Genomic DNA, 21,720 nt, shown 5'->3' with positions numbered 1-21,720 from the left:
ATTAAATGTTACAACCGGTCTTACATGATCATTACAGACTTACTTAATTTTTCTTCACCTACCCTAATTTGGTAAATGTATTTTCCTGTGGCCAGACTATCGCGCATACGCTCTCGGATGTTGATTTCGGCAGAACCTTCCAACATCATTTCATTGAAAACTGTTCCCACGTTTTGACCTAGGATGTTGTACAACTGAATATCCACGTGTGCGGCAACAGGCATTTCCAAATGGATATGCGGTGTGCGGTCTGTTGGATAATACGGTTTGTGTACAATTCGGGCCAATGCGTCTGGATCTGGATCCGAACCATCTGGGCTTGGAGGAGTATCCGGAAGCGTTGGCGGGTCATCATTGTAAACAATGTCGGGGAAATCAACCCCACTACAATTGAACCCAAGGTTAATCGGGTTATATGGGTGATCCAACAAATGTTGTTCCACCAATGGAATGGGGACACAGAGCCATTCTGCCAAAACAGTGGCGTATAAATCCCTAAAATCCATGGTGTATTCCAAATTACCTCGGCTATTTGGGCTATCCAAAGCTGGATGGTCTCCCACAAAGGCACTTCCATTTAATCCTGAACCAAAGAAAAGGGTTGGGGCTGCCTTACCGTGGTCGGTTCCGTTGGAACCATTTTCAAAGATCCTACGACCAAATTCTGAGAAGGTCATACTCAGTACCTTGTCGTCCTGCTGGGTAAAGGCCAAATCCTCATAAAAATTGTTGACGGCTATGGAAAGGTTCGTCATCAATCGCTCATGGGCCAAAGGCTGGTTACCATGGGTATCAAAACCTCCCATGGAGATCATATACACCTTAGTTCCCAAATTTCCTTTGATCAATCGGGCCAATAATGCCAATTGTCTGGCAAAACCGTTGTCCTGATATTCAACCTGATTCTGACCTCTTTCGTAGGCTTCATGAATCTTACCTGCGTATTCGTAGGTAGTGTTGGCCACACCTCTAAGGAACCTTAACTGATCCCCGTACATACAGTCACCAAAGGGAGCAGTTTCCAAATCGTAGAACAAACCAGTTTCTGCAATTTCTTCCAACTGATCAATGTTGTTGGTCACAAAAGCATAGTTGGTCTCTTCTCCCTGGAACACTAAATTGGACAAGTTTCCAATTTGAATTGCAGCGGGAGCTGGAGGCGGATCAATCAGATAGTTGGGATAACATTCCTCAAAATGCCTACCCATCCAACCCGTATTCAATCCGGAGAATCCGGTGGTGGTCAAATCGGTGTTGGCATAAATGTCGGAACCTGTAAAATGGGACAGACTTTGATTTTCGTAACCCACGCCGTGAACGGCCTTGAACTGGCCGTCGCCCCACATGGGTTCCAGTGAGTTCATGTAGGTGGGTACACCAAAGTCATCGGTAAGTTTTAGGACCTTACTTTCTGGGATGTAAATGTTAGGTCTTGCGTTAGCATAAGTATCATATTGTTGGATGGGAATAACCGTACTCAGTCCATCATTACCTCCAGACAATCTTATTAAAATTAAGATGTTGTCGGTTTCTGCATCAGCAATGGCTGATGTAAATGGAGAAGGTGCAGAAGCGGATACGAGGTTACTTCCCAAAAACATGGATCCTGAACCGGCAATACCCAAAGCTTGGATAAAGGAACGCCTGCTCCATGTTTTGTGTTCTTGATCATGGCCATCATGTTCCAGGCCTTTATAAGGTGATGTATCGTGATTGTGATGATTATCGCACATGGGGTAGGGGTTATTTTAGTTGAAATTCGGGTTCTCTTGACAAATGTCTTAACAGGAGGTATACCTGAGATGGGGCAGAAGGCCATACGGCCAATGTCCAACTAGGGGTGGCTCCACCTTCATAATAGGTTTCATCCACATCGCTCCTAAAGGCAATGAGAGCTTTCTCATATTCACCATCGGTAAGCAATCCTTTGGGCAACAGTTTGTCAATAATGGGCCTGGCAATAACATCTGGGTTATTGCTGGTTAACCCATCATTACCAGTCAGCGCCAAGGCAAAATCCCGGAATTGTTCTGGATTGTCCTGGAAGAATCGCTCCAAGAAAACCTCGGTGGTCAACCAACGGCCAATAATAAAGTTGGTGTTGATCCACTGCCTGTCACGCTGCCATCCGGCAACATCAAAGGGATCAAACATGGTTTGACCAATCAAACCAGCTGCATCAACAATATTGATTACCGTACTGTCGTCATAGGTAAATCCTGTTTCTTTGACCAAGTGCATGTAAAGGTCAAACGGACTTTTGATGATGACCCCTATCGCATCTTCATCAAAAAAGTGCTGACTTTTGAACAATTGTCTGAGCACTGGGGCTATTTCAAAATTGTTGGCGGTAAATGTGGCTGCCATACCATTAATAATGGCTTGGGCATTACCCGCATCGTCATCCGAATCTGGATGGACAAAGAACTCATATAACTTTTTACAGATAAACCAGGCAATTTCGTTGGGTCTTTCAGTAAATAGAATGTTGATGACATCATCATAATTCCAATTACCTGTCTGACCAAAAATGGTTTTATTCTCTGTATTAAATTCGGCGGGATCAAAAGTCACCTGGGTACATCCTTCCTCACCGTCATTGGTATATCCGGAAATAGCTTTGGAGGTTTCAATGATATCCTCTTCCGTGTAGTTATTTCCCTCCCCTAGGGTAAACAACTCGTAGAGTTCCCTTGCATAGTTTTCGTTGGGGTTGTTACCTCTGTTGCGTACACCATCGAGGTAATACAGCATGGCTGAGGTAAGTCCAATTTCGCTCACGAATGTCCTAAAGTTACCTAGGGCATTTCGTTGTAAATTTTCTATATAATAATATAGGAAGGAATTACAGTTGTAAACGTCAATCTCCGTGACAAAGTGATTGTGCCAAAAGAAACTGAGTCTATCCCTGAGATTGTTGTCCAACATCGCGTTTCCATACGCGGTGGCAAATTCTTCCCGCTGCGCCCTTCGCATTTGACCAGCAAGATCATCATCCTCCGGATAGTCGGCATTGGTCCAGTCTGCCCAAGTGGGCGGAGCTATTGGTGGCATGGCCAATGCTTGATCCACCAAGGTGTCTACCAGAGCGTCTGCAGTTTGGCCAACAGCAGCGTTGATCGTTTGCACCGAGGCGCTAAATCCCAGTCTTCGGTACAAATGGGCCGCACGTAACTCATCCAATGGAGTAGTGTACGGCGCCAAAGTTGAGGAATTACAATTGATAAAGTACTCCATAGCAATGTTCGGCGTTAAATAGGTCCATAGTTTTTGGGGCAACTATATGTTTAGCTAACGTTGGGTGTGGTTCAGTTGAGCCAACAAATTACAATCTAAACGCAGTTTTCACCGTGAACTGCCAAATTTTTCGATGAACTGCACATATTTTTTAATATTTTTCAAAATTGATGGCAAAACACAATGAATTTGGGAGGCGTGGAGAGCAGTTGGCCGTGGATTATTTGCTTGATCAGGGCTATGAGATTTGCGAAAAAAACTATCGGTATCTGAAGGCTGAGGTTGATATCATTGCCAAAAAGGATGATTTTCTAATTATTGTTGAAGTGAAATCCAGAACGGAAAGTTTTGTTGAAGAAATTTCCCAAACACTTAGTAGAAAAAAGATTGCTTTGTTGACAATGGCCGCGGATTACTATGTTCAGAAAAATGACATAAAAGAGGAGGTTAGATTCGATTTGATCACCATAATCCAAAAAAAAGGGGGTATTAATTTAAAACATGTTAAAAATGCTTTCTATTTTTTCTAACCATTTGTTTTATTTATAACAATATGTTAGTTTTGTCTTAAACCAGGCAAAATGAAAACCATCTCCGCAGTAGTCGAGCACTACATCAAAAAAAAGCCCTTTTTACAAAGTGCCTTGGCACAGGGTATTATCAATCTAACTTCTTTATCACGACAAATTAAACCCGAAATATCTGATGCCCTTGGCAAGGATGTAAAGGATGGAGCCATAGTCATGGCACTAAAACGTCTGTCTGACGATTTGGAGTTTAGGGCCACGCACCGTATTGTAAAAGTGCTTAAAAATATTGGCGAGATTACGGTTAGGTCGTCACTGACGGATTATACTTTTCTGGCTTCTGAAACTATTCTTGGACAGCAGGCCAAACTCTTGGAAGAGGTCCATGCCAACCAGGATGTTTTTTATACATCTTCCAGGGGAGTGAACGAGATCAATATTGTAATCAGCAGCCTTATGGATGGCGTCGTTGAAAAATACTTCAAGCACGAACGCTGCACCCAAAAGGCAGAGAACTTATCCTCCATCACCGTCAAACTTCCAGCTGAGAACGTTTCGGTCCCCGGAATCTACTATTTCATTTTCCAGCGTTTGGCATGGGAGGGGATTGTCCTTTACGAAGTAATTTCCACAACCAACGAGTTTACCATTTTGGTCAATGAGGATCAAGTGGATGTGGCCTTTAAAACCATCAAGGACCTTAAGAGTCTGTAGGGCTATTTTTCCACCACTAGATACTCAACCCAACGAAGCGCGCTGGCCACCAACCCTTTTCGGTTTTTGGCCTTGCTTTTGAACTGTTCCATGAGTTCGGGTTCTAACTTGCGACCGTCCACCATCACCCATTTCGGATTTTTTAGGACTGTCAGATTGTCCAACGGATTTTGGTCGGTGAGTATGAGGTTGGCCTTTTTGCCTTCTTCAATGGTTCCAATGCCATGCAGTTTCTCATGTACTTTGGAGGGGTTTATGGTGGCTGTCTTCAAGGCACCATAGTTGGTCATTCCTGCCTCCAAATAAAAAGCCAGCTCCTCATGGATGGAAAATCCTGGTGCTGTTATGCCAATCCCAGCGTCGGTACCACTAACAATATTGACACCTATTCGGTTAAGCTCATTTACAATGTGTAAATGAAAATCATGCTGTTCTTGTATGCGTTCAACAATACCTGGATCGGTCTCTTTTTCCGATGTCCATCGTTCCAGTTGTGCTTCACTATCCACCTTCTTTACCAAAGGATTGATATAAGCCACTTGCTCCGAATCCAAAACATCATCATCCTGTAGCATCTCCAGAATTTTGGAATATCCGGTAAGAGTCGGACTTAATGTTTGCCGACCTGCCCCGTATTGCGCAATCACACTTTTTAGAATGGTAGTGTCCAATTTATAGGACAATGCTTGTTGAACAATATCCTCGGCATGCTCCACTGTGGCTATTTGCGGTTGGAAATTGTTGCCATAAGGCACCTCAAAACTGGGATGCACCACAACCTCCATTTGGGAAGCTTCCGCCTGCTCCAGAACTGCATTGAAAATATTCAAGGGCATTCCGGCATAGGTCTTAATGCAATCGTACCCCTTGGCTTTGTGTTCCCTTACCAATTCCCTGGCCATTTGCTCATCGAGAACTTGTATTTTTTCATCCCCTGGATCATAGGGGCCTGTTAAGATGGGCCCCGAAGTGAAAAGTTGGGGCGATACAATTTTGCCTTCAGCTATATCCTCCTTAATTCGCAAGTGCATGGGAAAGCCCCTTAAGTTCCTAACGGTGGTTACTCCATTGGCCAGGTAAACCCCTAAATCATATCGGTCCCATATATGCACATGCATGTCCACCAATCCGGGGGACAGAAATCCGTTTGCTGCATCAATTTCATTCAATCCACCGGATGGGATTTGGTCGGCTATCCGTTTAATTCGCCCGCTTTCTACAAGCACACTTTTACCCTTCAACACGGTGTCCTTAGTCATCGGAACCACATTGACATTTTTGATCAGATAGCTATTGGTTTCCAAATCTGGATGTGCGCTTATCTTGAGATACGAAGTCCTACGACTATCAACGAATAGGGAAATCAGGATAAACCCTATAAACAGGATCAAAACAATACCTATTCCCTTGAGCAGTTTTTTGAGTAGCTTCATTGGATTCTGCAATTTGGCCTCAAAAATAAATGATTTAGGATTCAAGGAGCAAATTGAAAGTGCGTTGTAAACTAAATTCTTGGTTCTCCCGTTTTTAGGAAAGACACTTCTGGAAGTATGGGCAAAAAAAGGATTCTTTTCGGTTTGTTGACCCTCTTGGTCATCTACCTCTGTTATCTTGCCTACATTTTTATACTTTCCCCCAAGACCAACCTACAGTCCATTTATTTGATTCCCAGGGATGCCGTATTCGTCATTGAATCTGACAAACCGGTTGAGAGTTGGGCCAAGGTCAGTGAAAGTAAAACGTGGAGACATCTTCAAAAGAACGATTACTTTGCCCAGCTTACGGAGAACATCCAAAAAGTAGATACGGTTTTCAATGACAACCATAGGTTGTTTGAGTTTTTTGATGGGAGATCCCTTTTTATTTCCATTCACATGATCAGCAAAAAGGACTATGGCATTTTTTATGTGTTGGACCTGAAGCGAATTGCCAAACTCAAACTGCTGAAGACCTACCTAAACACCTTGCTCAATGAAAACTATACCATGAGCAAGCGGGTATACCATGACCATGAGATCTTGGAGATATATGATCGCAAGAACAAGGAGACCATGTATCTGTCCTTTATCAAGAACCAATTGGTGGCCTCGTATACCCATACTTTGGTAGAGGCTTCCATAGATCAATACCAAGAACCGTTTCTGGGACGCAATCTGGACTTTTTGGAGGTCAACACAAGGGTGGGTTATGAGGACCTTTTTCGTTTGTACCTGCAATATGATTTTTTGGATGACTACTACGGACGGTTCTCGGATGAGAACAATGATTGGATCGCGCGGGCCAGTAAGAATCTACTGTTTTCTGGCTTCCATTTTGATTTAGACACAGGAGGAACCATAACTGCAAACGGCTTCACCAACATAAGTCCTACCCATTTAAACTATTTGACTGCCCTGCAACAATCCGGAACCGCGGAGCGAACGATACCCAACATCGCACCTAAAAGAACAGCACTTTACATCAGTTATGGCTTTGACAGTTTTGGCAAATTCTACAAAAATTTTGAAGCCGTTCAGCAAGATGATCCCGAACAGTTTGAGTCCTATAGGGAAGGGATTCAAAAAGTGGAAAAGTTCCTGAAAATTGATGTTAAGGAAAACTTTGTAAGTTGGATTGGGGAGGAAATCGCCCTGCTTCAGATCAAATCAAGAATTTCAGAGGTAGAAAATGAAATGGCTTTGGTGCTGAAAACAACGGACGCAGAAATGGCCAAAACCCATTTGGATTTTGTGCTCAAACAGATCAAAAAGAAGACCCCCGTAAAATTCAAGACCATCGAATACAAAGGTCATGAGATAAATTTTCTGTCCATTAAGGGATTCTTCAAGATTTTATTAGGGAATAGATTCAAGGAATTTGATAAACCCTATTTCGTCCAGGTGGATGACTATGTGGTCTTTAGCAACAGCCCCAACACCTTAAAGGTATTGATAGATGATTTTAAGGATGGGAGTACGTTGAACAACTCGGAGGAATTCCAAAAATTCAATAAAAAGTTTGAGAGTGCTTCCAGTTTGTTTATCTATAGCGATGTCTCACTGCTTTATGAGAATATGAAGATCATGGCAGATGCCAATACCAAAAACAGTCTGCGCAAAAACAAGAATTTCATTCTGTGTTTTCCAAAAGCAGGATTCCAACTAACGCCAGAAGACGATCTCTTTGAAAGCAGGTTGGTGGTCGATTATCAAGATATTGAAGCACTTCCAAAAACCGAAAAACCCAAACCCAAGATTCAAATCCCAGTTGATCAGAAAATCACCGAAGCGGTCTTCGATTTAAAACCCATATATCCTTCCGATCTAAACGCAAAAACCTTCTCCAAAACATATAGCAACGGTCAAATTAGGTTTGAAGTGGACCTTAAGGACGGATTGAAACATGGGCAATACAAGGCGTTTTATTCCAACGGAACGGAAAAAATCACGGGCAGGTTTAGAAAGGACCAGCAGGTGGGCACTTGGAAGTATTTTGGAAAGGATGGCGAACTACTGCTAAAAAAGCGCTTTTAATTTCTTCCGCTGGACTTCTGGATTAGCATTGCATTCACTAACTTGATTTCCCAAAATCGACTAGTGAAGATGAAAAGAACATTTACCTTACTGACCGCCCTTCTTTTAGTTTTATCGTTTACCTCCCATGGACAGGAAATTTATTTTCCTGATCGTAATGCAATTTGGAAAGGAGCAACAGAAAATCAGTTTAAAATTGATCAGGCAAAATTGAAGACCGCGGTTGAGTTTGCAGAAAACAACGAATACTCAGGTTCCAGAGATTTAAAACAAGCCATTCTTAAGGGCTTTGAAAGGGAACCTTTCCATGATATTTTGGGCCCGACCAAGGAGCGGGGTGGCCCTGCGGGAATGATCTTAAAAGATGGATATCTGTTGGCGGCTTGGGGAGATACCAAGCGTGTGGACATGACCTTTAGCGTTACCAAGAGTTTTTTGTCTACCATGGCAGGTTTGGCAGTGGATCAAGGATTGATTTCGAAGGTCACCGATAAGGTGGAGCAGTATGTTTGGGATGGTACCTTTGATGGCGAGCACAATGGCAAGGTCAATTGGGAGCATCTGCTGCAGCAAAATTCTGATTGGTCTGGTGAGCTTTGGGGACTGAAGGACTGGGCCGACAGACCCCCAAGAGAAGGCGGTTTGGACGATTGGAGGTTTAGAAAATTGAATGAGCCGGGAACCGTTATGGAGTATAACGATGTGCGCGTAAATGTTCTGGCATATTCCTTGACCCAGGTTTGGCGCAAACCCATGCCCATGGTCCTAAAGGAAAATCTGATGGACAAAATCGGTGCAAGTACCACTTGGAGGTGGTATGGCTATGATCATGCTTGGACCACGATAGATGGGATTAAAATGCAATCCGTGACCGGGGGAGGACATTCAGGAGCAGGAATATTTATAAGTGCAGAGGACATGGCCCGATTTGGATTGGTATTCCAGAACCAAGGTAAATGGAAGAATGAACAACTGATCAGCCAGGACTGGATAAAAATGGCAACCCGTCCTTCAGTTCCCAATGTGAACTATGGCTATATGTGGTGGCTGAACAAAAAGGGAGCCAGACATTGGGAGGGGGTACCGGAACATGTCTTCTACGCCGCTGGGTTTGGGGGTAATTTTATAGTTATAGATCAGGAAAACGGGCTTTTAATGGTAACCCGGTGGTTGGAACCTCAAAAAATAGGGGAATTTGTGAAGTTGGTCTACAATTCATTGGAGTAGGATATCACAGAACCCAAACTGGATAGGATTGGATTTATCGGAAGGGTTGTCATAGGTTCGAAACACCTTTTCCCCAATTTCGAACGAGATGGGATGATTAAAGATGGGACCGTCAAAGCAAAACGTATGGAACTCCCCATTCTCTCCACAGGGATCCACATTCTTGGGGAACTGCTCCAGTAAATCCAAAGACAGTTCAGCTCCCAAAAAGGATTCATCCAGCAGGTCGTTGTTGATGCAGACAATCACGGTTTTAAAACCCTTTTCCAGAAATTCCATGTATAGTCCCCGTGTGTCCCTTTTCCAAATGGGAAACACTGCTTGAATGCCCTGGGTGGCCAACATTTTTTCCCGATAGGCTTTTAAATCTTCCAGAAAGATATCCCCAAAGGCTGCATGCGTATACCCATCAGCAACCATTTGTTGCATTTTTTGGGTCATAAGCTCATTGTAGGTTTCCATGGAGGGCTTTTCCGGAACCTCAACAACATCCAACGGAATATCAATAGCAGCGGTCTGAGCCTCCAAAACAGGACGGGGCAAACCATGCATGGAAACTCTATTGTAATGCGAATTGACGGTGGTCAATAACCGATCCACCGTATATTCTCCTTGCTGCTGTAAATGATACAAGGCTAGGGCCGAATCCTTTCCCGAACTCCAATTGAAAAATGTCTTGTGGGTATTGGACATGGTGCAACAATCAATCCATTATTTAGCTTCCAGGAGCATCACTTTTTTGTTTTCGTTGGAGGCATTGAGCATGATGAATTTCTCATCCTGATACGAACCATTATAGGGATGGTATATATCATTGATTCCACTATTGTCCCTTATTTTTTCTTGTACTACCTCCCCGTCTATACTATATACATAGTCGTACAAGGCAGTTTTTTGAAATATTCCCGTTTTGGCCTTGACCCTTCCATCGGTTTTCGTTTTAACTTTCCCTGTGTTGAACATTACATGCAATTTATCCTTGACCATAAATGCATTATAGGAGGGTGCACTGGCCACCTTAAAAATACTTCTTCCCCATTGAACATCACCATTGTTGTCCAGTCTTAGAACCAGTATGTTGTCGTAATGCAATACGGTCATCATGTACCCTCCGTACTGTCCGTTGCTCACATAGGTTTGGGTAACATAAAATTGCTCCGCCAATAAGGTCGTATTCCCTTCATCGTCTTCAATGACATAATCCAACAGGTATTGGGCAAGGTCCTTGTCTTTTTTGACTTCTGCTCTTTTAGCGGAATACAGGTCGGTTAGTACAGATTCGGGCAGTTTGGATAGTTTAATGTCAGCCTTATCAATGTTTTCTTTATCCACGGTAATTTTGCTTAAGCCGGTAATTCTTCCAGCCCTGGTTTCGGAGTAGAATCCGTAGAGATCCAGATGTGAAGTCTTGTTCACTATTTTCAAATCGTCAATGTGTTGGTTGGAATCCAGCCCAATCCGACTGGAGATGCTATTTTCTTCAGATATTTTATGAAGAACGATATCGTAATTGGGATTTTCACCCTGCCTCTCCGCGCGTCCATCCTTATATTCCTTTCCAACGGTAAATACGCTCCCCTCATCACTCAGGGTCATATCAAAAGACTTAAAGAACTTCTCTGGATTCTCAAAAAAGGCTTTGGTGTAAACCAATTCCATGTTATGCGAATCATAAACTCGAACATTATAGGAATTGGCGGTCTTTTTAACATTGTCTGTGGCTATGGCAAAATAATTTCCATTGGGTGAAACCGCAAAATGGGTCTGTCTTTTATTCTGACCAGAAAATAGGGCTTGTTTTTTTTCGACCACTGCTTTAAAAAGCTCCACTTGCTCCAAGGTCTTGTTCTCAACATCCAAGATGCGGCATCGGATTTCCCTTTCCGTTTTAGTGGGTTTGTAAATGGTAAAGACTTTCAAAAGATTGTCATGCGCTATATGATCTACAACGCTTTCCTTTTTTTCCAGCAGGGTGAACTGGTTGAAAACTCGATTTGCCTTGTCGTCATAAACGTCAAACATCAACTTTTTTTTGCCCACGCTGGCAATGGCAATTTCCCCATCCGAAGTGGTATGAACTGCTTTTACGGCGGATGCTTTATTGGTGTCTTGATAACCAGGGGTTTCGGTAATGTTGAAATAGGTGCTTTGGGAAGTTGCGAGTAGTGAAAGATTTAGGAAAACGAGAAAACAGATTTTTTTGATCATTAAGAGGTTGGTTTAAAAGTGAACTATAAACAGTAGCGAATTAAATAAAAAAGTAGGAAAAATAACTATGTTACTGGCGATTAATTCAATCAAATTTGGATTGAAGGTTATTGCACTTTAATTCCGAACACAGAGATAATTTGAATTACGCTACTGATTCTTGAAGGCGAAAAGGCTCTAATGCTCCAAGAGCTTTTTCTACAGAATTGATGCCGTCAAAAACCAATAACAACCTCAGACCATTACGGGTTTGTTTTTCCTTGAGTTGGCAACTTCTTGGGTTGGACTGCACATAGCGCAGCACTTGGGTAAAAGCGGGACTTTGGTAAAAATCGGATTGTTGGTCGGCAATAAAATAACCTAAGAATTTGCCTTTCTTCAACACCACTTTTTCCAGTCCAATTGTATTGGCGATCCACTTGATTCTTACAGAATTCAATAGATCTACTGCTTCAGGAGGCAGTTCCCCAAAACGATCCACAAGCTCGGCTTCATACTTTTGAAGTCCCTCCTCATCCTGAACTTCGTTCAGTTGGGTGTACAAGTTCAAGCGTTCAGTAATGTTATTGATATAATCGTCTGGATAGAGGAGTTCAAAATCAGTATCCAATTGGGTGTCCTTCACATAAGTTTTGGGCTTTTCACCTTCTACCTCTTCGTACAATTCCTTGAATTCATTTTCCTTCAACTCCTCAATGGCCTCGGTCAATATTTTTTGATAGGTCTCAAAACCTATCTCGTTGATAAAACCACTCTGTTCGCCACCCAATAAATCTCCTGCTCCACGAATTTCCAAATCCTTCATGGCAATGTTGAAACCACTACCCAATTCCGTAAACTGCTCCAGGGCCTCAATACGTTTTCGGGCATCTGGGGTCATGACCTCGTAAGGCGGGGTAATGAAAAAGCAGAAGGCCTTTTTATTGCTTCTTCCCACTCGGCCTCGCATCTGGTGAAGGTCACTTAAACCAAAATTATTGGCATTATGGATAAAAATGGTATTGGCATTGGTCACGTCCAAACCACTTTCCACAATGGTGGTGGATACCAGTACATCAAATTCCCCATTCATAAAGGCCATCATCAATTGCTCCAACTTTTTTCCCTCCATTTGCCCATGTCCAATACCGATTTTGGCATCAGGGACCAAACGTTGGATCATCCCGGCAACCTCCTTGATATTTTCAATGCGGTTATGGATAAAAAACACCTGTCCTCCACGTTGGATTTCGTAGGAAACGGCATCGCGAATAATCTCTTCACTAAATCGGATGACGCGGCTTTCAATCGGATAGCGGTTGGGAGGAGGTGTATTGATCACGGACAAATCCCGAGCCGCCATCAAACTGAATTGCAGGGTTCGAGGAATGGGCGTTGCGGTAAGGGTAAGCACATCCACATTTTCTTTAATGGATTTGAGCTTGTCCTTTACGGCCACCCCAAATTTCTGTTCCTCATCTACGATCAAAAGACCCAAATCCTTGAACTGCACATTTTTGTTCACCAACTGATGGGTGCCAATGATGATATCTATTTTACCTTGGGCCAAGCGCTCCAAAATTTCCCGTTTTTCCTTGGCCGTTCTAAAGCGATTCAGGTAGTCAACGGTCACCGGAAGTTCTCCAAATCGCTTTTTAAATGTATTGTTGTGCTGGAAGGCCAAAATGGTGGTGGGGACCAAAACCGCAACCTGTTTCCCATTGTCCACTGCCTTAAAAGCCGCCCGTATGGCCACTTCGGTTTTTCCAAAGCCCACATCCCCGCAAATCAATCGGTCCATGGGCCTCTCACTTTCCATATCCTTTTTTACGTCTTGGGTGGATTTTTCCTGATCAGGGGTGTCCTCATAAATAAATGAGGCTTCCAGTTCATGTTGCAAATAACTGTCAGGCGCATATTGAAATCCTTTTTCCAAACGACGTTTTGCATAGACCTTGATGAGGTCAAAAGCAATTTTCTTGACCCTGCTTTTGGTCTTTTGCTTTAATTTTTTCCAGGCCGCTGAGCCCAGTTTGTAAATTTTGGGAACAGCACCGTCCTTGCCATTAAACTTGGATATTTTATGTAGCGAGTGAATGCTTACATACAGAATGTCCCGGTCTCCGTAGACTAATTTTATGGCCTCTTGTTTTTTGCCCTCAACATCAATCTTTTGAAGCCCGCCAAATTTTCCGATACCATGATCTATATGGGTTACGTAATCCCCAATTTCCAGTTTGTTAAGCTCTTTTAGGGTAATGGCCTGTTTTTTGGCATACCCATTTTTGAGCTGGAACTTGTGATATCGTTCAAATATTTGGTGATCGGTATAACATGCCAGTTTAAGATCGGAATCCACAAAACCCTGATAAATGGGGAAGACTAGAGTTTTGTAGTGAACCTCTTCCTCAATATCCTGGAAAATATCATGGAATCGCTTGGCTTGCTGCTCCGTGGAACAGAAGATGTAGTTGGTAAAACCTGCCTCATGATTTTCATTAAGGTTTGCAATCAACAGGTCAAACTTTTTATTGAAAGCTGGTTGTGGTTTGGTATTGAAGGTCACCTCGAGCGCAGTCGAGAGGTGTTTTGCCCCCAACTCTACCAATTTAAAATGCGCTAGTTGCCCTCTCAACAAATCCGAAGTCACAAACAGCTCTTCCGGTTGGGCATGTTTGATCTCCTGGCTCAATTGCTTGAAGCTGTCCTCTGCTTTTTCAAAAAAAGAGTCGATTCGAGAGTAGACCAAATCCAAGTTCTTGGAAAAGATGACGGTTTTGGGTGAAATATATTTTAGGAAGCTCTCCCGGGTCTCCTGCAAAAATTTGTTCTCAACATTTGGAATAATGGTGATTCGTTTCACCTTATCCGTGGACAGCTGTGTTTCCACATCAAAGGTTCGGATACTGTCTACCTCGTCCCCAAAAAACTCAATACGGTAGGGCTCGTCATGAGAAAAGGAAAACACGTCCACAATCCCGCCACGTACCGAAAACTCCCCAGGCTCCGTGACAAAATCAACCCTTTTAAACTGGTATTCAAACAGCACCTCGTTTAAAAAGTCAAGGGACAGCGTATCCTCCAACTTGATTTTTAAGGTGTTTTTGTCCAACTCCTTTCGTGTAACCACCTTCTCGAAAAGGGCATCGGGATAGGTGACGATTATTGCTGGTTTTTTGCGAGAGTTGATTCGGTTGAGCACTTCAGCACGAAGCAACACATTGGCATTGTCCGTCTCCTCAATTTGATAAGGTCTGCGATAACTACCAGGATAAAAGAGGACATTTTTTTCACCCACCAACTGTTCCAAATCATTGAGGTAATAGGCCGCTTCCTCCTTGTCGTTCAACAGAACCAAAAAAGGAACCTCCGCTTCTTGGAAGGTAGAGGAAATGACAAAGGAAAGGGCAGAGCCGGTAAGACCTTTGACGGCTATGGGGTCAGTTGCATCTTGGTTTGGAGCAATAGCATCCCGCAGTTTCCCTAGTTGGGGAGACTGTTCAAAGAGTTGGGAAATGGACGATTTGGTCAATCCAACAAATTTGCTGCAAATATAATGGGATGGAAGTTTGCGTACAATGGTTCAAGGGTATTTCTCAGTGGCGTTCCAAAGGACGTTGCCCTATGCGATAATTTTCTAGTGGAAGGAGATAAGAAACCTAAATTTTCACTACTTGGTCCTCCACAATTACAAACACGTCGTCCCCTCTTTTGGGTTTCAAGGTGTGGGTGCCCGTAAATGCCCCAAAAGCGGGAAAAACAAGTTGGTTTTTCGTTTTAAAATAACAAGCCAAACGTAGCGTTTGTCTGCCACCCCCTTTAAGTTTGACGGCTGGATGGATGTGCCCGCAAAAATTAAAATAACCCTCGCGTTCTTCAGGGTGATGGGTCAAAAGGAAATCATCCATAATCAGTTCTTGGAAAATGGGAATGCCAAGATGCTCAAATTTATGGGGTGAGATAATATCGTGGTTCCCTGCAACCAGAACAATCTCCGAAGGCGTTTTGGCCACCCAATTTTCAAAGAGTTCCCATTCCTTGTTCAAGGTGGAGTGAAACAAATCACCCAAAAAGCAAATTTGAAAAGGTTCAAAATCCGATACAATTTGATCGAGTAGCACGTAGTTTTTATGAATGGCCTTTCGGGGAACCGCGGCACCGAATTTTCTAAAATGGGCAACCTTCCCCAAATGCACGTCGCTGATCAGCAACATGGATTTTTCTTCCCAGAACATACCTCCAAGTGGATGTAGTAGAAAAGTTTGATTTTGGATTTTTACCGAAAGGTTCTTCACAATAAGCTAAGATACATGCTTATCTCAGTCCGCATGGTTTTCCACCACAAAATCACCCCATTTGGCTATTGAGCGTAGGAGTGGGGTTAGCGTGGCACCGAATTCCGTTAAGGAGTACACTACCTTCAAGGGCGGTTTGGAAGTATACACTTTTCGTTTGATAACCCCATCCTCTTCCAGACCTTTCAACTGAAGGCTTAAGGTTCTTTCTGTTACCCCATTTATTTTTTTCAAAAGTTCGTTGTAACGTAGTGGGCCGTCCAATAAATAATAAAGAATGACAGATTTCCATTTCCCACCAATTATACCCATGGTAAGGCTGGTGCAGCAGGGGTAGGTTTTGCCTTTTACGGTATACATGGTCTAAATTTTAAACACGATACTATCCTTTTTGACCGTTATTGCATGAACTATTTACTATAGTTAGTTTTGTAACTATAAAAAATATAGTATAAAAATATGAGTTTTATCAATGCCATGCAAGAACGCTATACCACAAAGAAGTATAACGCAACACGTAAAATAGATTCCGCTAAAATCGAGGAGCTGAAAGAAATTGTAAGATTAAGCCCTTCTTCCATTAACAGTCAGCCCTGGAAGTTTACCTTTGTACGGGAAGAGGCCACCAAAGCCAAATTGGCCAAAGCGTCTTATTTTAACGAACCAAAAGTATTGGATTGCGACACCTTGGTTGTTTTCAGTAGAATCGATTCGGTTCCCATGTTTGAGAAACAAATTGAAGAAACCTTGCCAGAGCCGGCTGTGGGATATTACAAGCAGTTTTTAAAACCACAACCGGAAACGCAAATCAAGGCCTGGTTTGATAGCCAAACCTATTTGGCTTTGGGCGTGTTTCTCTCAGCTTGCGCGTCCATGGGGATAGATGCCACACCCATGGAGGGAATTGAGCCCGAAAAATATAACCAGATTTTGGGTGCAGAAGACTATCATGCATTGGTGGGCGTAGCTATCGGATATAGGGACGAGGATGATTTCAATCAGCCATCAAAGAATCCAAAATCCCGAAGAGCATTAAATGATGTAGTAACAACCATAAACTAAAGAACAACATGGCAAATCAGCAATTAACAATCGTAGCCCGAATTTTGGCAAAACCTGAAAAACGGGAATTGGTTAAATCGGAATTAATAAAACTCATTGCCCCTACCAGGGAAGAAGAGGGGTGCATCAATTATGACCTGCACCAAGACAATGAAAATGAAAATCTGTTCTTGTTTTATGAGAATTGGACAACAAGGGAACTATGGCAAAAGCATATGGACAATCCGCATATTGCGGCCTATATGGAAGCCACCGAAGGTGCAGTTGAGGATTTTGCTTTGCACGAGATGACGCTGGTTGATTAGTTTTTCATTATAGCAACCCTATAGGGTTCTGTTAATTAATTACTGGGTCCAAGAGTGGTCTGCATCCAGGTTCGAAAGTAAAGTTTTCTTGTGGGTTCTTAATTAGACAGAGATATCCTCGTAGAAGAAAAACAGATTCGTTTTCTATCACAATTTTATACTCATAGCTCCCTTGAGGAAGATTATTACCCGTAAACCAAGTTGAATTGTCTCCGCCAGCGTAGTTTTCGGATTCGAACACCATATCGCCATTCAATCTAAAGATTTGAACCTTGTGGTTTTCGTAAAGTTGGATATTCGCGATAGCAAAGGCATCATTGACACGGTCTCCGTTTGGGGTAAACCAGTTAAATACTTCAATGTCATCCAGTTCTGCCAACTCTGGAATGTCATTTAAATTGTTGACATTCCCATCAATTTCGTTGGTACAACATATAAATTGACCACTCCCAGAATCGTCATTTTTACAGGAAAAAAGGGAAAACAATAGCATGAAGAAGATGTAAAATTTGGCTTTTTGGAGAATCATGGAAATTAGTTTGGATAAAGGTATTTCATTTAGTCAGAATTCTGGTCATCCGTTTAATACGGTCGGCCAGTTTTTCGTTGGACAGTTTTTCCCTAAGACGATCTGTAATGATGGGAAATGAAAAGGGAGTTGGGTTGTTGCACTGCTTCCAAACCACCTCTTGTTGGGCAATTCGCTCCAAGGCCAATCGCAATCTACCTTCCTCCAATTGATGTTCAAAGGTCTCGGTAAATGCCTGTTGGTAGAGTAGGTTGTCATCTTCAAAATCCTTGAAGACATCAAACAGCAGTTGGGAGCTGCTTTGCAGGTGCTTCATTTTTACGCCTTTCTCAGGATAACCCGTGAACACCATTCCGCTGATTACGGCAATATCCCGAAACTTCCGTCGTGCCATTTCATTGGAGTTTAAACTTTTCTGAAGGTCGGAAAGCATATATTCCGGGGTGAAGAGATCATTGTCCAAAACCGCCTGGATGTCTATGGGTTTGTCCGACAGCAATTCAAAACCGTAATCGTTGAAGGCCAAGGAGCAAGTAATAGGGGAGAGTAGGCTAATCCTATAGGCCAGCAAACTGCTCATCCCTTCGTGAATGGCCCTACCTTCAAAAGGGTAGAAGATGTGATGGTATCCATCATTGGTTTTGAATGTCTCTATTAATAGTTGATGGGGTTGCGGCACAATGCTTTCTTCACGTTGCTTGGCAAACATGGATGTCAGCGATTTGATTTCTATGGCTTGCTCGGCAAGCGGAAGTTCTGCGGTATACAATTCTTGCCGCAGCAACTCGGACATTTTAGCAGAAAAACTCAGACGACCTCCCATCCAAGATGGGATTTTATTGCTCCGCTTGGAGGAATTTCGCACTTGCGCGGTCATGCCTTTGATTCTTATGAACTCCAGATTCCGACCTGCGAACGTAAAGACATCCCCTGGAGTCATTTTCGAGATAAAAGATTCTTCAATGGTGCCGATGTAACCGCCTTTTTGGTAGCGAACGGACAAACTTGCATCCCCAACTATGGTTCCTATTTGAAATCGATGCCTTCGGGCTATGGCTAAACTGTTTACTTTAAATCTTCCATCAGTATCTACCTCTACTTTTTTGTATTCGTCATAGCTTTTTAGGCTCTGGCTTCCCATCACTAAAAAGTTCAATAACCACTGCCAAATTTCTTCGGTCAGGGTTTGGTAACAAAAGGTTTGCTTCACCTCATTATAAATCTCATCTGGATAAAAACCGTCAGAAACCGCCAAGGTGGTTAGGTATTGTATCAATACATCGTAACTGTTCAAGTAGGGTATCCGGTCTTCCACCGCCGCATTTAAAACGGCCTTTTGCATAGCAGATGCTTCAATGAGCTCAATGGCATGGGTGGGCAAAAAATAGATGACGCTTTCCTTGCCTGGTCTGTGCCCGGACCGTCCTGCTCGTTGAAGAAATCGGGCCACACCTTTTGGGCCACCAATCTGGATTACGGTTTCCACGGGGGCAAAGTCCACACCCAAATCCAAACTAGACGTACAGACCACGGCTTTTAAACTTTCATTTCGGATGGCCTGTTCCACCCATAGCCGGGTGTCCTTGTTAATGCTTCCATGATGCATGGCAATCTCCCCAGCGTATTCGGGGTGTTTTTCCAGGATTTTCTGAAACCAAATTTCGCACTGGCCTCGGGTATTGGTAAACAACAATGTGGTTTTGCTCTTGTTGATTATGGGAACCACCTCTTCCAAAAGATGAAGGCCCAAGTGCCCGCGCCAAGGGAAAGTTTCCATCTTTTTGGGGATGATACTTTTTACGGTGATTTTTTTGTTGAGGTTGGCTTTGATCAATACGGAATTGGACAGGGCCTCACTAGTAGGTCCCAGCAAAACTTCCCTAGCCTGTTCCAAATTACCAATGGTTGCCGAAATACCCCAAATGCGTAAATCCGTGCAAATGGTTTTTAAGCGGGAAAGCCCCAATTCCATTTGTACTCCTCTTTTGGAACCTAAAAGCTCATGCCATTCATCCACAACCACGGCGGCACAATTTTTAAACACTTTGTCGTAGCCCTTGGCCGAAAGCAAGAGTTGAAGACTTTCTGGGGTGGTGATCAACAGGTCCGGCATGCTCTTTTTCTGTCGGGCCCTTTCTGCGGTGGAGGTGTCTCCGGTTCGTATGCCCACGGTCATCTGGGTGCCCAAGTCCTGTGTGATGCGCTCTGCAGATTGTTTAATTTCTTGCGAAAGCGCCCGCAAAGGGGTGATCCAAATGGCCTTTAGTCCCTTTTTGTGTTTGGTTTTATAGTAGGGATTTTTTCGGATGTAGTCCAAGACAATTGGAAACCAAAGTGCATAGGTTTTACCACTACCCGTAGGGGCGTTCAGCAGTCCGTGCTTCCCATTCAAAAAAGCTTCCCAAGATTGTTTCTGGAACGCAAAAGGTTTCCATCCTTGTTGATGGAACCATTCTTGGGCAATATGAAAAAGCTCGGATTTTTTCAGTGGATTTGGATGTGAAATTGACTAGCGGAAAGAAAATTACAATTTCTTTCGGGGATAATTTTACCGTCCTTGGTTTAAGATTTATATTTGCCGAACAAATTTTAGGATATGCCCATTTTAGACTTATACGAGCACGGAGAACAACGAAGAAATTTAGCCCATTTTGCCACTTTGGCAAGTTTGGCTGCCGTTGATGGGGAAATAAACCCCCAGGAAAAGGCATCATTGGATAAGTTTGCCTTTAAATTAGGTATTACAGATGCCGAGTATAAGGAGGTTATGAAAAAGGAGAACAAGTATCCTATTGAAACTCCACATAGCGGAGAAAAAAGGCTTATGCGTTTGTTCGACTTTTTTCAAATCATTTTTTCCGACCATGAAATAGATGAAGTGGAAAGAAAAATGGTTGAAAAATATGCTGTTGGTCTAGGTTTCCCATCAAAAAAATCAGAAGAGATCATTGAGAAATCCATTGCTATTTTTACTGGAAGAATAGCTTTTGAGGATTATCAGTATCTACTTAACAAGTAGGCCTAGGATTGCATAAACTCCTCGGCCGTTTCCACCATTTTTCTACTGCCACAGAAAAACGGGACACGTTCATGTAATTCCGTTGGCTGGATTTCCATGATGCGCTGAAAACCATCGCTAGCTTTGCCATTGGCCTGCTCTGCCAAAAATGCCATGGGGTTACATTCGTACAACAAACGCAACTTGCCTTTGTGCGCTTTACTGCTCTTGGGATACATATAAATTCCGCCTTTGATCATGTTCCGATGAAAATCGGAGACAAGTGAACCAATATATCGGCTGGTATATGGCCTGTCGCCCTCCTCTTTTTGGCAATACTTGATATAATCTTTTACACCCTGTGGAAAGTGGATGTAGTTTCCTTCATTTACGGAGTAGATTTTTCCCGTTTCTGGGAATTGCATATTGGGGTGCGACAGGTAAAAGGTGCCAATGGCAGGGTTTAGTGTGAATCCATTGACTCCGTGCCCCGTGGTATAGACCAACATGGTGGAAGTTCCGTAGATGATATATCCTGCAGCCACCTGATTTTTGCCAGGTTGAAGAAAATCCTCAAGGGTAACCGGCGTTCCCACAGGGGTTACTCTTCTATAAATGGAAAATATGGTTCCTACCGAAACATTGACGTCAATATTGGAAGACCCGTCCAAGGGATCAATGAGCACCACATATTTGTTCTGATGGTTTTCATCCTGGCTATTGATGCTTATAAAATCATCTTCCTCTTCCGAAGCAATACCGCAAACAATCTCCCTGTTTTTTAAAGTCTGGATAAACTTTTCATTGGCAAGAACGTCCAATTTTTGCTGGTTTTCCCCCTGGATATTGGTGTCACCGGCACTTCCTAGAATATCGACCAATCCAGCCTTGTTAACTTCGTGATTTACAACTTTTGCAGCCAATCTAATGGCGTTGATCAGTTTGGAAAGTTCCCCCGTGGAATACCTAAACTCTGTCTGGTTTTCAATGATAAATTCGCCTAGGGTTTTGTTCTTACTGGACATATATGCAGCACTGTTTTATTTGAGCGCAAATATCGTGCATTTTGTGAAACTATATCGTTTTCGCTACCATAAAGATTTAGAAATTTATAACTTTGAGTTTTA

Annotated in this window: 18 protein-coding genes; 7 read left to right on the top strand and 11 right to left on the bottom strand. The window is 42.9% G+C overall.

Going from position 1 to position 21,720, the window contains the following annotated elements:
• Positions 1-20 precede the first annotated feature (20 nt).
• Complete coding sequence (locus ACRHOZ_RS18715) at positions 21-1,733, bottom strand: DUF1501 domain-containing protein (RefSeq protein WP_431129014.1); 1,713 nt, start codon at positions 1,731-1,733, stop codon at positions 21-23.
• Between the two features lie 10 nt (positions 1,734-1,743).
• Positions 1,744-3,279 (bottom strand): DUF1800 domain-containing protein, encoded by a 1,536-nt coding sequence (locus ACRHOZ_RS18710; protein ID WP_431129012.1) that lies wholly within the window; start codon positions 3,277-3,279, stop codon positions 1,744-1,746.
• 128 nt (positions 3,280-3,407) lie between these two features.
• Here ACRHOZ_RS18710 and ACRHOZ_RS18705 point away from each other — a divergent pair, with 128 nt between their 5' ends.
• A complete protein-coding gene (locus tag ACRHOZ_RS18705) occupies positions 3,408-3,767 on the top strand; it encodes a YraN family protein (RefSeq protein ID WP_431129008.1) in 360 nt (119 codons plus the stop codon).
• 51 nt (positions 3,768-3,818) lie between these two features.
• A complete protein-coding gene (locus ACRHOZ_RS18700) occupies positions 3,819-4,478 on the top strand; it encodes an aspartate kinase (protein ID WP_138836197.1) in 660 nt (219 codons plus the stop codon).
• 2 nt (positions 4,479-4,480) lie between these two features.
• On the opposite strand, the gene ACRHOZ_RS18695 is transcribed toward ACRHOZ_RS18700, so the two are convergent.
• Positions 4,481-5,911, bottom strand: coding sequence for an amidohydrolase family protein (locus ACRHOZ_RS18695; protein WP_431129005.1), 1,431 nt, complete (start codon positions 5,909-5,911; stop codon positions 4,481-4,483).
• A gap of 117 nt (positions 5,912-6,028) precedes the next feature.
• On the opposite strand from ACRHOZ_RS18695, the gene ACRHOZ_RS18690 reads away from it, so the two are divergent.
• Positions 6,029-7,990: a DUF3352 domain-containing protein gene (locus ACRHOZ_RS18690; protein WP_431129002.1), complete on the top strand. Its 1,962-nt coding sequence runs from the start codon at positions 6,029-6,031 to the stop codon at positions 7,988-7,990.
• A 69-nt stretch (positions 7,991-8,059) separates the two neighbouring features.
• On the top strand, positions 8,060-9,217 hold the full coding sequence (locus tag ACRHOZ_RS18685) for a serine hydrolase domain-containing protein (protein WP_431128999.1): 1,158 nt from the start codon (positions 8,060-8,062) through the stop codon (positions 9,215-9,217).
• Here ACRHOZ_RS18685 and ACRHOZ_RS18680 read toward each other — a convergent pair.
• The 5 genes from ACRHOZ_RS18680 to ACRHOZ_RS18660 form a co-directional block, all read right to left on the bottom strand.
• A complete protein-coding gene (locus ACRHOZ_RS18680) occupies positions 9,206-9,910 on the bottom strand; it encodes an ATP-binding protein (RefSeq protein ID WP_431128996.1) in 705 nt (234 codons plus the stop codon). The genes ACRHOZ_RS18685 and ACRHOZ_RS18680 overlap by 12 nt on opposite strands.
• An 18-nt stretch (positions 9,911-9,928) precedes the next feature.
• A complete protein-coding gene (locus ACRHOZ_RS18675) occupies positions 9,929-11,425 on the bottom strand; it encodes a hypothetical protein (protein WP_431128993.1) in 1,497 nt (498 codons plus the stop codon).
• 145 nt (positions 11,426-11,570) lie between these two features.
• Positions 11,571-14,936 carry a transcription-repair coupling factor gene (gene mfd, locus ACRHOZ_RS18670; RefSeq protein WP_431128990.1) on the bottom strand — a complete coding sequence of 1,122 codons (3,366 nt, stop codon included), beginning with the start codon at positions 14,934-14,936 and terminating at the stop codon, positions 11,571-11,573.
• A gap of 127 nt (positions 14,937-15,063) precedes the next feature.
• Positions 15,064-15,699 carry a ligase-associated DNA damage response endonuclease PdeM gene (pdeM, locus tag ACRHOZ_RS18665; protein WP_431128987.1) on the bottom strand — a complete coding sequence of 212 codons (636 nt, stop codon included), beginning with the start codon at positions 15,697-15,699 and terminating at the stop codon, positions 15,064-15,066.
• 24 nt (positions 15,700-15,723) lie between these two features.
• On the bottom strand, positions 15,724-16,059 hold the full coding sequence (locus tag ACRHOZ_RS18660; protein ID WP_431128984.1) for a winged helix-turn-helix transcriptional regulator: 336 nt from the start codon (positions 16,057-16,059) through the stop codon (positions 15,724-15,726).
• A gap of 99 nt (positions 16,060-16,158) precedes the next feature.
• Between ACRHOZ_RS18660 and ACRHOZ_RS18655 the strand changes: the two genes are divergently transcribed.
• Together ACRHOZ_RS18655 and ACRHOZ_RS18650 are read left to right on the top strand one after the other, a co-directional pair.
• Entirely contained in the window at positions 16,159-16,761 is a 603-nt protein-coding gene (locus ACRHOZ_RS18655; RefSeq protein ID WP_431128981.1) for a nitroreductase family protein, read from the top strand.
• Positions 16,762-16,769: 8 nt separating this feature from the next.
• Positions 16,770-17,066 carry a putative quinol monooxygenase gene (locus ACRHOZ_RS18650; protein ID WP_431128978.1) on the top strand — a complete coding sequence of 99 codons (297 nt, stop codon included), beginning with the start codon at positions 16,770-16,772 and terminating at the stop codon, positions 17,064-17,066.
• Between the two features lie 31 nt (positions 17,067-17,097).
• On the opposite strand, the gene ACRHOZ_RS18645 is transcribed toward ACRHOZ_RS18650, so the two are convergent.
• Positions 17,098-17,595, bottom strand: a complete 498-nt coding sequence (locus tag ACRHOZ_RS18645) for a gliding motility-associated C-terminal domain-containing protein (RefSeq protein ID WP_431128975.1) — start codon at positions 17,593-17,595, stop codon at positions 17,098-17,100.
• Between the two features lie 25 nt (positions 17,596-17,620).
• A complete protein-coding gene (locus ACRHOZ_RS18640) occupies positions 17,621-20,083 on the bottom strand; it encodes a ligase-associated DNA damage response DEXH box helicase (RefSeq protein ID WP_431129042.1) in 2,463 nt (820 codons plus the stop codon).
• A gap of 108 nt (positions 20,084-20,191) precedes the next feature.
• On the opposite strand from ACRHOZ_RS18640, the gene ACRHOZ_RS18635 reads away from it, so the two are divergent.
• Complete coding sequence (locus ACRHOZ_RS18635) at positions 20,192-20,614, top strand: TerB family tellurite resistance protein (protein WP_431128972.1); 423 nt, start codon at positions 20,192-20,194, stop codon at positions 20,612-20,614.
• Positions 20,615-20,616: 2 nt separating this feature from the next.
• On the opposite strand, the gene fbp is transcribed toward ACRHOZ_RS18635, so the two are convergent.
• Positions 20,617-21,618, bottom strand: coding sequence for a class 1 fructose-bisphosphatase (fbp, locus tag ACRHOZ_RS18630; protein WP_431128969.1), 1,002 nt, complete (start codon positions 21,616-21,618; stop codon positions 20,617-20,619).
• Positions 21,619-21,720 lie beyond the last annotated feature (102 nt).

This window comes from Flagellimonas flava, from assembly GCF_050617915.1.
GTDB lineage: Bacteria > Bacteroidota > Bacteroidia > Flavobacteriales > Flavobacteriaceae > Flagellimonas > Flagellimonas flava_A.
This window is presented reverse-complemented; position numbering and strand designations above follow the sequence as displayed.